Annotated in this window: 12 protein-coding genes; 1 reads left to right on the top strand and 11 read right to left on the bottom strand. The window is 73.3% G+C overall.

The genetic code is table 11. The features are described 5' to 3' along the window. Positions 1–28 precede the first annotated feature (28 nt). The 6 genes from VGD70_RS26365 to VGD70_RS26340 form a co-directional block, all read right to left on the bottom strand. A complete protein-coding gene (locus tag VGD70_RS26365; protein ID WP_331085914.1) occupies positions 29–370 on the bottom strand; it encodes a VOC family protein in 342 nt (113 codons plus the stop codon). Between the two features lie 91 nt (positions 371–461). Beyond that, a complete protein-coding gene (locus tag VGD70_RS26360; RefSeq protein WP_331085912.1) occupies positions 462–1682 on the bottom strand; it encodes an RNA polymerase sigma factor in 1221 nt (406 codons plus the stop codon). Positions 1683–1711: 29 nt separating this feature from the next. Then, positions 1712–2098, bottom strand: a complete 387-nt coding sequence (locus VGD70_RS26355) for a YciI family protein (RefSeq protein WP_331085916.1) — start codon at positions 2096–2098, stop codon at positions 1712–1714. A gap of 116 nt (positions 2099–2214) precedes the next feature. Then, the gene (locus VGD70_RS26350; RefSeq protein ID WP_331085910.1) at positions 2215–3306 is read right to left on the bottom strand and encodes a winged helix DNA-binding domain-containing protein; all 1092 of its coding nucleotides are present in this window, start codon (positions 3304–3306) and stop codon (positions 2215–2217) included. A 37-nt stretch (positions 3307–3343) separates the two neighbouring features. Then, the gene (locus VGD70_RS26345; protein WP_331085908.1) at positions 3344–4195 is read right to left on the bottom strand and encodes a hypothetical protein; all 852 of its coding nucleotides are present in this window, start codon (positions 4193–4195) and stop codon (positions 3344–3346) included. A gap of 10 nt (positions 4196–4205) precedes the next feature. Further along, positions 4206–4886, bottom strand: coding sequence for a hypothetical protein (locus tag VGD70_RS26340; protein ID WP_331085906.1), 681 nt, complete (start codon positions 4884–4886; stop codon positions 4206–4208). 191 nt (positions 4887–5077) lie between these two features. On the opposite strand from VGD70_RS26340, the gene ligD reads away from it, so the two are divergent. After that, positions 5078–6169 (top strand): non-homologous end-joining DNA ligase, encoded by a 1092-nt coding sequence (ligD, locus tag VGD70_RS26335; protein ID WP_331085904.1) that lies wholly within the window; start codon positions 5078–5080, stop codon positions 6167–6169. 32 nt (positions 6170–6201) lie between these two features. Here the strand turns inward: ligD and VGD70_RS26330 are convergent, their stop codons facing one another. The 5 genes from VGD70_RS26330 to dhaK all read right to left on the bottom strand — a co-directional run. Continuing rightward, positions 6202–6558: a hypothetical protein gene (locus VGD70_RS26330; RefSeq protein ID WP_331085903.1), complete on the bottom strand. Its 357-nt coding sequence runs from the start codon at positions 6556–6558 to the stop codon at positions 6202–6204. Between the two features lie 86 nt (positions 6559–6644). Then, complete coding sequence (locus VGD70_RS26325; protein ID WP_331085901.1) at positions 6645–8600, bottom strand: Xaa-Pro dipeptidyl-peptidase; 1956 nt, start codon at positions 8598–8600, stop codon at positions 6645–6647. A 40-nt stretch (positions 8601–8640) separates the two neighbouring features. Then, positions 8641–9339, bottom strand: a complete 699-nt coding sequence (gene dhaM, locus VGD70_RS26320) for a dihydroxyacetone kinase phosphoryl donor subunit DhaM (protein ID WP_331085899.1) — start codon at positions 9337–9339, stop codon at positions 8641–8643. Then, a complete protein-coding gene (gene dhaL, locus VGD70_RS26315; protein WP_331085897.1) occupies positions 9336–9959 on the bottom strand; it encodes a dihydroxyacetone kinase subunit DhaL in 624 nt (207 codons plus the stop codon). The genes dhaM and dhaL overlap by 4 nt, the downstream gene beginning before the upstream one ends. Position 9960: 1 nt before the next feature. After that, the coding region (dhaK, locus tag VGD70_RS26310; RefSeq protein WP_331085895.1) for a dihydroxyacetone kinase subunit DhaK at positions 9961–10962 on the bottom strand (1002 nt) is incomplete at its 5' end.

The raw sequence follows: 10962 nt of genomic DNA, 5'->3' as shown, positions 1-10962 counted from the left end.
GGGCCGTGGCTCCTCCCGCACCGTCGCGTCACGACTGTGGCTGGAAGAGGCTGAACGGCGTGCGCTGGTCGTCCTGGCAGTGCACGACCCGGCCGGTGTCGGGGATGTCCTGCACGGCCTCGCTGGTGCCGCCCAGCTCGTGGATCCGCTTGACCGCGGCGTCGATGTCGTCGGTCGCGAAGTACACGCGCGGATGGGTGAGCTCCGGGCTGCGCGGCACGATCGCGCCGACGGGCCCGTTCTCGATGACGTGGTAGTCGCCGCCGTCGAACATGTTGTTGGTGCGCCAGCCGAACAGCTCGCCGTAGAAGGCGCGGGCCTTCGCGGTGTCGTCGGCGGGCAGCTCGAACCAGTTGATCTCTGCGGACATCGTCCGATCCCTTCGGTGGGTTTGTGTCGACGCACCGAAGGACGAACGGCGGCGGCGGTTCTCGACAGTCGCTGGTGTCCGGCGCGGGACACTAGGTGTCGAGCGCCAGGAGCCGGCCCGCGAGGAAACGCCGGTCGGCCGGGTTCGTGGCCAGCTCGTGGGCCCGCCGGTACGCGGCCGCCGCCTCGCCGGCGCGGCCCAGGCGGCGCAGCAGGTCCGCGCGGGTGGCGTGCAACAGGTGGTAGCGGTCGAGCCCCTCGATCTCCTCGACCAGGGCCAGCCCGGCCTCGGGACCGTCGGCCATCGCGACCGCCACCGCGTGGTTCAGGGCCACCACCGGGGTCGGCGCCACCGTCAGCAGCTCGTCGTACAGGGCGGCGATCCGCGGCCAGTCCGTGCCCGTGGGGGTCGCGGCCTGCGCGTGCACCGCCGCGATCGCCGCCTGCAGCTGGTACGGGCCGGGCACGCCGTGCCGCAGCGCGCGGCTCAGCAGCACGATCCCCTCGGCGATCTCCCCCGCGTCCCAGCGCGTCCGGTCCTGGTCCTCGAGCAGTACGAGGTCACCGGACGGGGTGTAGCGGGCCGCGGCGCGGGAGTCGTGCAGCAGCAGCAACGCGACCAGGCCGAGCGCCTCGGGCTCGTCGGGCATCAGGCTCGCGATCAGCCGGCCGAGCCGGATCGCCTCCGCACGCAGGAGGCCGCGGTCCCCGACGGCGTCGGTGTAGCCCTGGGTGAAGATCAGGTACACCACCGCGAGCACGCCGGAGAGCCGCTCGGGCAGCAGGTGGTCCGCCGGCACGTCGAGGCTGATCCGCGCGTCGCGGATCTTGCGTTTGGCCCGCACCAGGCGCTGCGCGAGCGTCGACTCGCCGACCAGGAACGCCCGGGCGATCTGGCCGGCGGTGAGCCCGACGACGGCCTGCAGCGTCAGCGCCACCCGCGCCTCCTCCGCGAGCGCCGGGTGGCAGCAGGTGAAGATCAGGCTCAGCCGCTCGTCACCCACGCTGACCAGGCGGTCCTCGCCGAAGCCGTACTCGGTCATCGTCGGTCGCCGTTCCTCCGCGTCGGCCTCCTTGGCGACCGCCATCCGCGCGCGGCGCAGCCTGTCGATCGCCCGGTTGCGGGCCACCGTGAGCAGCCACGCGACCGGGTCGTCCGGCACCGTGTCGCCCCACCGACGCAACGCCGTCGCGCAGGCGTCCTGCAGCGCGTCCTCGGCCAGCTCGAAGTCGCCGAGCGCGCGCACCAGCGCGGCCAGCATCCGGGCCCGGTTCTCGCGGAACACCCGCTCCACGGCGGGCGCCGCGGTCATGTCGGGGTCATGTCGGGGTCATGTCGGGGTCATTCGCCGGCGACCGCCAGGCCGGCCGGCGTGTGGTCGATGCCGGGCACCTCGGCGATCGGGCGGACCTCGATCCCCCCGTCCGCCGCCATCGGGCACAGCGCCGCGAGCTCGAGCGCCTCGTCCAGGGTCCGGCATTCCAGCAGGTAGTAGCCGCCGAGATGCTCGTGCGTCTCGGCGAACGGGCCGTCGGTCATGAGCGTGCGGCCCTCCCGCACCCGCACCGTGGTGGCCGTGCTCTCGCCCTGCAGCGCGTTCCCGGACAGCAGCGCGCCACGCCGCCGGCACTCGTCGGCGAACGCGTTCACCCGGGCCAGCGCGTCCTCGAAGTCCGGGTCGCCGGGCTCGGGCCGCACGCAGTCGTAGATCAGCAACATGTACTGCACGAAGTTCTCCATTCCTCGCCTGTAGAGAGGATGACGAACCGATCCGCCCGAACTCGACAACGCGCCGAAGATTCTTCCGCGAGATCCGGTCGACAAGGACGAATCACCCGCGATAGCTAGCTGGCCTGGGCGAGCCGGACGTCGTGCTCGGCGGCCGGGTCGGTGAAGGCGAGCAGGTGGCCGGCCTCCGCCTCCACCGCCGTCCGGTCCGCAGTGGACAGCCGGCGCAGGGGCCGCACGGTCAGGGTCACCGCGCCGGGGGTGCGGGTGGTCGTCCACGTCGCCGCCACCGTGCCGTCCACCAGCACCGTGGCGGCGACCGCGGCGCCGACGCAGACCTCGCGGCGGACCTCGTCGGTCATGATCCGGGTGCGGTCGGCGTGGGCGAGCAGTGGCGCGTCGAACTCCGGCAGGAAGCGGACCGGGGCCTGCGTGTCGGGCGGCGGCAGCGGCCGGTCGGGCAGGTCGAACAGCTCGCGGCCGGACTCGTCGGCGTAGCGGCGCAGCCGCGGACGCAGGTCGGCGAACACCTCGCGCAGGCCGCCCACGCCGGACCAGGCCCGCGCGTCGGCCACGGTCGCCGGGCCGAACGCGGCCAGGTAGCGCCGGACCAGCTCCCGCAGGTCCGGCTCCGCGCGGACCCCCGTCCAGTCGGCGAGCGCGAACGGCGTCGGGCCGTAGGTGTTCCACGTGCCGCTCGGCGCGGGATGCAGCAGCGGCTCCAGGTACTGCACGGTCCAGCCCAGCGCGGTCGGGTCCGCACCCGGGCGCGTCTCGGCGAGCAGCCGGCCGAGCTCGGGCCGGGTCCGGACCCGGCCGCCAGCGAGCTGCGCGCGGGCGTCGGCGACCAGCGCGGTCAGGTCGACGCCCTCGGTCCGGCGGCCGAAGGCGTTGCGCTGCACCCGGCTCAGCATCGGCGCCAGCGCCGGCCGGACGAGCGCGAAGTCCGGCACCGACACGACGTGCTGGGTCGCCCGCATCAGCGTCGACCGGACCAGCGAGCGATCCTCGAGGGCGGTGGTCAGCTCCTCGAGCGCGAACCCGTCGAGCCGGCTCCACAGCGCGAGGTAGGGCAGGTTCGGGCCCTGCGCGTTGAGCCCCAGCACCCGCTCGGCCGCCGCGACGACCGGTAGCCGCACCCGACGCAGCAGCAGCTGCCGGTCGAGCACGGCCCGGTTGAGCACCCGCGGGCTCAGCACCTCACGCATGCCCCGACGCTATGCGCCCCAGCGGACAGATCCTGTCCTAAACGCCCAGCGCGTCCTCGTCGTCGGTCACGTCCTCGTCGTCGGTCATGGCCTCGTCGTCGGACGCGTCCGCCCCGTTCTGGCGGTTGTCGATGAGACTGCTCGCGTTCGCCTCGGCCAGCAGGCGGATCACCTCGTTCACCGCCTGCGTCGCGGCGTCGAGCTGGGACCGCCAGCCCTGCAGCCGGTCCCCGGGGTCCGGGGCCGCCGCGTCGAGCAGGGCCTGCACGTTCACCGGCCGGTGCAGCCTCGCGGTGCAGGTCAGCTCGTCGGCGATGCAGTCGCCCGGTGGGACGACGCTCCACGTGTCGGTGCCGACCGCGATGCTGAGCGCGATGCCGAACTCGAGATTGGCCACCTCGATGCCCAGCTTGTTCATGGCGACGTAGGCGTGCCATAGCTGGCCGCACGCGTCCTTGACCCTGTTGTCGAACGCCCGCATGGCGCTGTTCGCGCTCGGCGTGAGGATCGTCAGGTTTCGCGCGTTCTGGCCGTCGCCGCCGAACTCCGCGTTGACCAGGTGCCCGGCCTTGAACCCGATCCCGTAGTGGGTCCGCGCGGCGACGATGGCCTGGGGCAGTTTGGAGTTCGCGTCGGACCTGCGGGTGACGTAGCTGCCCGGGCCGAGCACCACGGTCGAGAGCCGGCCACCCGCGTCGGCCTCGGCGGCGGGCTCGTAGTCCGGGCCCTCGAAGTACCTCAGCGCCCGGATCCCGTTCTCGGTGAGCCGCGCCATCCGCCGCGGGCCGGAGCGCCCGCCGCCGGCGAAGACCTTGCGCCGGACCTCCTCCTTGAACCGCTCCTCCGCGCCGGAACCGACCTCGTCCAGCTTTCGCTTCTTGCCCGTCATCGTGACCTCCTCAGGTCTGCTCGGCCAAGGCCTGCTCGGCCATCACCTCGGCGATGAGCTGGAGCCGCCGTTCCTCGGAGATCTCGGCGAACTCGGGGTGCTCGTCGAGGACCTCGTCGACCGCCGCCTCGGTCTGGGCGTCCAGCGCCGGGGTGGAGGCCGGCGGCTCCTCGACCTCGTCCGGCGGCGTGATGACCACGCCGTACTGGAGGAACGTGGCGATCCGGTCGTCGACGGCGAGCCCGTCGACGTACTGGAGGAAGGTCTCGGCCGGCACGCCGACGCTCGCCTCCGCGGCGTAGTAGGCGAACCAGGCCCGGAACTCCGTCCAGGACCCGGCGTCGCCGTTCCATCGCGCCAGGTTGGTCTGGGCGAACTCGTGCCAGGCCGCCTCGTCGTAGCTCTCTTCGGCAGGGCTCTCTTCGGCAGGCGCTTCGGTGGGTTCGGTCGGCTCCGCGGTGGTGTGGGCCGCCTCGTAGGCGAGCGCGTCGAGCTCGTCGCCGCCGAGTACACGCTCGCGCTCCTCGTCGGGCAGCAGGTCGAGCCGCTCGATCAGCAGCGCGGCGGCGGGGTGGTCGTCGGTCTGCTGGCGGAACCGCTCGCGAACCTCGTCCCAGGTCGAGTCGGGATGCTCCCCCGACCGGAGATCGTGCAGCTGCGGGTGGAGCCAGGCCCAGACTTCCTCGGACATGAGGCCTCCGGAACGAGAGGAAGGGGTTTGCTCACCGAACGTAGTTCGCCGTGCGCCGAGGGGAATCCCCCGACCGTGCGATCGGGGAGGCAGCACACCCTGCCCGAAGAGCGACCCGCGCGACGGAAACGGCCGTCGCCTCACCGTCCACTGTGTACACACAACGTCCCTGGCGGGTCGTTGGACACCTCGTGCTCGTCCCGCCGCTCGAGGGCGTCGCGCTGCCGGACCACGACCGGGAGAGCAGGGCCGAGTTCGCCGAGGACCACCCGTACCCGCTGTTCCCCGAGCCCGGCCGGGGTCCGCGACGCCGCGCACGAGGCGGCGGCCGCCCGCCCGCCGTCGCGAAGACCGGCTGCTCGCCCACGCCGCCCCGCCCGCGTGGTGACGGTTTCGGCCGGCTCGGCACCGGGTACGCGCCGGGCGTGGTCGTGCGGATCTCGCATCCGGAGAAGGTGTTCTTCCCGGACGTGCAGCTCACCAAGGGCGACGTGGTCGAGCACTACCGGACCGTCGCCGGGGTGATGCTGCCGCACCTGGCCGGCCGCCCGCTGACGCTGCGCCGCTTCCCCGACGGGATCGACGGCCAGGGGTTCTTCCAGAAGGACGCGTCGGACCACTTCCCGGACTGGATCGAGACCGTCCCGGTGGAGCGGCGCTCGGCCCCGGGCGTCGTGCACCACGTCGTCTGCTCCGACGTGGACACCCTGTTGTACCTGGCCAACCAGGCGACGATCGAGTTCCACATCTGGTCGGCCACGGTGCCCGACCTGGACCACCCGGACCGCCTGGTGATCGACATCGACCCGCCGGCCGGCGTGCCCGTGGCGGTCCTGCGCTCGGTGGCCCGCCGCCTGCGGGACGCGTTCGCGGCGCGTGGTCTCACCCCGTTCGTCCAGGCAACCGGCGGCCGCGGCTTCCACGTCGTGGCGCCGCTGGAGCCCGTGGCCACGCACGACATGGTCCGCGCGGCCGCCCTGGACCTCGCCGAGGGCCTGGTCGCCGACGACCCCGACCTGCTGACGACCGCCCAGCGCAAGGACAAACGCGGCGACCGCGTGTTCCTGGACGTGAACCGCAACGGCTTCGGCCAGACGTTCGTGGCCCCGTACTCGCTCCGCGCCCGCCCCGGCGCCCCGGTGGCGACCCCGTTGGACTGGCGCGAGCTGACCCGCGCGACCCCGGACGGCTTCACGCCGCAACGCATCCGCCGCCGCCTGGCCCGCAAACCGGACCCCTGGTCCACGATGAACGACCACCGCGCCCGGCTCCCGAGTACCTGAGCGGCGCGGCGTCCTGCTGAGCCGAACCTCGGTCAGTGTTCCTGTTCGCGCTCGGCGACCAGCTGCGCGATCTCGGCCGGCACATCCACGCCGAGCTGGCGCAGCTTGCGGGTCGCCTTGTCCCGGACCTCCTTGCTGAACAGCGGCTCGTACCACGGCAGCAGGACCCACATCTCGACGCTCATGTCGAGCCGTTCGAGCGCCTTCAACCGCATCAGGCCGTCCGACGGGGCCATGACCAGCCGCCGGGCCGCGTCGACCGGGCCGTGGTTGTCGAGCATTCGCCGGAGGAAGGTCGCGTCGTACCCGAGGCCGGAGAGTTCGGCGAGACCGCGGCGCACATCGGCACCGAAGCTCTTGGTCAACGTCATCAGGTCATCGCTCTGCACACCAGCATCATGTCAGTCGCCCCGGCAGGCAGGCGCGTCGAGCGGAGGGGGCCGCGCTCCCGCCGGTGCGGCCCCCTCGGTCGGCATCAGCCGAAGGTGCTCCACCGGTCCCCGCGCACGGCGGCCCGGACCTCGGCCGGGGCCTCGGCGGACACCTTCGGGGCCACCGTCGCGTCTGGTAGGGCGGTCGCGCCGGGCTGGAGGGACACCGGCAGGTTCAGCCGGCTGCGGCTCAGGTCGACGTCCACGGTCGCGCCGGTCGTGCTCGGCAGGGTCCAGTCCGTGTCACTCAGGGTGAGGACCAGGCCCAGCACCCGGCCGGTCGGCAGGACCGCGTCGTGCGCATGCAGCCGCCACGTCACGGTGTACCACCGGCCCGGCCGCAGCGGCCGCGGCGACGTCAGCGAGTCGTGGTGCGCCGCGTCGGCCCAGCCGCGGCTGAGGACGGCCAGATCGGCCGTCGTCACGTTCTTCACCGTGTCGCGGTAGCACGCGTCGTCGTCCGGTGTGGACGCTCCCCAGCAGGACTCCGTGGGCAGCGTGCGGATGCCCTCACCCGAGGTGAGGTAGTTGATCCGCGGCGCCGTGCCGTAGTCGACCAGCCGCGCGGACAGCTCCGTCGTCGGCTTGTCCACCTTGACCCGCAGCGTCACCGTCGGCGTGCCGCTGATCCGCAGGTCGTGCGTCAGCGGCGCGGACAGGAACACCGACCGGCCGGGAACGTCGGCGTTCGGGTTCGAGACGGCCCGGCGCTCGGTCATCGTCGGATCGTCCACAATGGTCTCGACGCCACGGCTGGGCCGCGGGCCGAGGGTCCCGGCCGAGCCGAGCGGGACGGGCAGCGAGAACGCCCCGCGCGCCGGCCAGGTCGACTCGTCCACCCACCCGTCCGGCGACCGCTCGAGCGAGGCCATCGGCTCGCGCATGACGTCGTTGTGCAGGCCCTGCAGCCAGTAGTCGAACCACCGGTGCAGCGTCGGCACCCAGTCCGCGCGGCGGAAGTCGAACGGGTCGACGTGCCCCGTCTGCGCGAGCCAGATCTTGCGCGGCACGCCCCGCTTGGCGAGCGCGTCCCACCACTGGGCGAAGTGCTTGGTCTCCACGTTCTGGTCGTTGATCCCGTGCACGACGAAGACGCTGGCCTTCACCTTCCGCGCGTCGGGCACGAAGTCGCGCTCGGCCCAGAAGGCGTTGAAGTTGCCGGTCGCGTTGTCCGACCCGGCCAGCAGGTCGTCGCGCAACGGCTGGCACACCTGCGCCGGCCGACCGCTGACGTTGCCGGACAGCCACGCGGGGCCGAAGTCGGCGGTGTAGAGCACGCCGTTGTCGCGGTAGTAGTCGTACCAGCTGGAGATCGCCGCGATGGGCACGATCGTCTCGAGCCCCTCGACACCGGTCGCCGCGACGCCGTTGGCGACCGAGCCGTCCCAGGACTTGCCGATCATGCCGACCTTGCCGGTGGTCCAGTCCGCCCGGGCCGGGGTGCCGTCGGCGTAGGCCGCCGTGCCGCGCCCGTTGAGCCAGTCGATGACGGCCTTGACGCCGAGGATCTCCTCGCGGCCGCCGACGTCGCCGCAGCCGGTGGACCGGCTGGTGCCGTTGAAGTCGACGGCGGCGAACGCGTACCCGCGGGGGACGAAGTAGTTGTCGTAGAAGAGGGGGAACTTCGTCACGGTGCCGTCGGCGGCGTACTTCTTGAGCTCGCTCTCGTTGCCCCGGCCGCAGCACTGGTAGTACGGCGAGGCGTCCATGATCACCGGGATCCTGACCCCGGCCCGCGCGGTCTCCCGCGGCCGGACCAGGTCGACGGCGACCTTGTCGGGGACGCCGTCCCGGTCGTTGTCGAGGCCGGTGGTCACCCAGACGCTCTCGCGGATGGCGGCGGCGTAGTCGTACACGGGCACCGTCTCGGTGCCCCGGACGTGCGGTGGCTTGGCCGGCTTGACCGGTGGGGAGGCGGCCGCCTCGGGCGCGACCAGCAGTGCGGACGCACTGATCACTGCCGCGGCCAACGCGACGCGGCGCAGGGAGGTGGAGAACATACGGGTGACCGTACGGCCCCCGGATCGGCAGCGGAACGGATCACTCGTCGAAGTTTCGGGCCGCCAGCTCCTCGAAAAGCCGGACGGCCTCGGCGGCCTGGCGGCCCGTGGCCGACACCTGGACCTCGTCGCCGCCGCTGGCACCCAGGGCCATCAGGGCCAGGACGCTGCGGCCGTCGGCGGTGGCGTCGTTGAAGCGAACCGTGACCGCGGCGTCCACTTCGGACATTCGGCGGGCCACCAGGGCGGCGGGGCGGGCGTGGAGGCCGATCTCGTTGGTCAGCCGGACGCGGGTCCCCTCCGCGGCCGGCCCGGGCTGAGCGGCGGTACCGGCCGAGCCGGCAGCCTCGGCCGGAGCTGCGGCACCGGCGGCCTCGCGGGCGGCGGCGGCCACCGCCGCCAGGTCCGCGCTGCTCTGGGCGGCCACGGCGGCCGCCACCGCGCCCTCCACCACGGGCGCGTCGACCAGCACCGCGGTGTCCGGGCCGGGCAACGCCTCCACCGCCATCTCGGCCACCATCCGGGCGCTGCCCAGGTCGTAGAGCACCACGACCCCGGCGCCGGTGTCGGCATCGCCGAGCGCCGCCGACACGGCGTCGAAGTCCGTGCCGATGCCGCCGTCCGCCGTGCCCCCCGCGGCCACCACCCGCACGTCCGGGGCCATCTGGGCGGCCACCTCGACCACCCCGTCGGCCAGCCGCGCGGAGTGCGAGACCACCACCAGGCCGACGCGAGTCACGACCCGGCCGCCGAGTCGGCGAAGGAACGCAGCAGCAACGCCGTCGAGCGGGCGCCCGGGTCGAGGTGGCCGGCGCTGCGCTCACCGAGGTAGGAGGCCCGGCCCTTGCGCGCGACCAGCGGCACCGTCGAGTCCGCGCCCTGCGCCGCGGCGGTGGCGGCGGCCTCCAGGACCGACGCGACCGAGTCCTGCCCGTCGGCCGCCATCACCGCCGGGTCGAGCGCGTCGACCATCGTCTTGTCGCCCAGTTCGGCCTTGCCGCGCGCGACGATGCCACCCAGCGCCGCCCGCAACGCCGTCACCACCTCGGCCGGCCCGAGGGAGTCCGCGTCGCCCAACGCGGTGGCCGCACGCAGGAACGCGGTGCCGTACAACGGTCCGGCGGCGCCGCCGACCTTCGAGATCAGCGTGGTGGCAACGACCTTGAGCACGGCGCCCGGAGTGTCCGGAGTGGACTCGTCCAACTTGGACACCACGGCCGTGAAGCCGCGGTTGAGGTTCTCGCCGTGGTCGCCGTCGCCGATGGCCCGGTCCAGCTGGACCAGCTCGTCGCGGTGCGCGGCGACCACCGCCGCGGCCGCGCGCACCGCCTTGGCCACGTCCGCCGCGGAGCAGGCCACGTCAGATCCCCCACCGCAGCGCCGCAGTGCGCACCGGCGCGTCCCACAGCTCGCGCAGCTCGTCGTCCAGCTTCAGCAACGTCAGGCTCATGCCCTGCATCTCCAGGCTCGTCACGAACGGCCCCACGAGCCGCCGCTCGACGACGATGCCACGCTCGGCGAGGAGCCGCTCGGCGATCCCGTGCGCGAGGTAGAGCTCGATCAGCGGCGTGCCGCCCATCGAGTTGGTGAACAGCAGCACCCGGTCCCCCGACGCGAACGGCAGGTCCTCGAGGATCGGCTCGAGCAGGCGGGCCACGATCCCGTCCGCGTTCTCGACCGGCAGCCGGGCCCGGCCGGGCTCGCCGTGGATGCCGATGCCGACCTCCATCTCGTCGTCGGGCAGGTCGAAGCTCGGCTCGCCGACGTGCGGGACGGTCGGCGCGGCGAGCGCCAAGCCCATCGAGCGCACGCCTGCCACGACCCGCTCGGACAGGGCGTGGCAGGCGCCGAGGTCGTCACCGCGCTCGGCGGCCGCGCCGACGATCTTCTCGAGCAGCACGGTGCCGCCGACGCCGCGTCGGCCGGCGGTGTAGAGCGAGTCCTTCACCGCGACGTCGTCGTCGATGACGACGGTGCGGACGTCGACGTCCTCGGCGGCGGCGAGCTCCGCGGCGGTCTCGAAGTTGAGGATGTCGCCGGTGTAGTTCTTCACCACCAGCAGCGCGCCCGCGCCCCCGTTGGTCAGCTCGATCGCGGTCTGCACCTGGTCGGGGGTGGGCGAGGTGAAGACCGCCCCCGGGCAGGCGGCGTCGAGCATGCCGGGCCCGACGAACCCGCCGTGCATGGGCTCATGACCGGAGCCGCCCCCGGAGATGACCGCGACCTTGCCCCGAACCGGCGCATCGGCGCGCACGACGACCGCCGGCTCCGGCACCACCTTGACCAGGTCCGCGTGCGCGAGCTCAAACCCCCGCAACGACTCGATGACCACGCTCGACGGGTCATTGATGATCTTCTTCAT

Source organism: Actinophytocola sp. (assembly GCF_036402745.1).
Classification (GTDB): Bacteria; Actinomycetota; Actinomycetes; order Mycobacteriales; family Pseudonocardiaceae; genus Actinophytocola.
Note: the sequence above shows the minus strand (reverse complement) of the source record. Positions and strands in the feature narration are given on the sequence as shown.

Excerpts from the sequence above, each read along its gene's own strand:
- VGD70_RS26345 (WP_331085908.1), bottom strand. The coding sequence starts at position 4,195 with ATGACGGGCAAGAAGCGAAAGCTGGACGAGGTCGGTTCCGGCGCGGAG.
- VGD70_RS26365 (WP_331085914.1), bottom strand. The coding sequence starts at position 370 with ATGTCCGCAGAGATCAACTGGTTCGAGCTGCCCGCCGACGACACCGCG.
- VGD70_RS26350 (WP_331085910.1), bottom strand. The coding sequence starts at position 3,306 with ATGCGTGAGGTGCTGAGCCCGCGGGTGCTCAACCGGGCCGTGCTCGAC.
- VGD70_RS26360 (WP_331085912.1), bottom strand. The coding sequence starts at position 1,682 with ATGACCGCGGCGCCCGCCGTGGAGCGGGTGTTCCGCGAGAACCGGGCC.
- VGD70_RS26340 (WP_331085906.1), bottom strand. The coding sequence starts at position 4,886 with ATGTCCGAGGAAGTCTGGGCCTGGCTCCACCCGCAGCTGCACGATCTC.
- VGD70_RS26325 (WP_331085901.1), bottom strand. The coding sequence starts at position 8,600 with ATGTTCTCCACCTCCCTGCGCCGCGTCGCGTTGGCCGCGGCAGTGATC.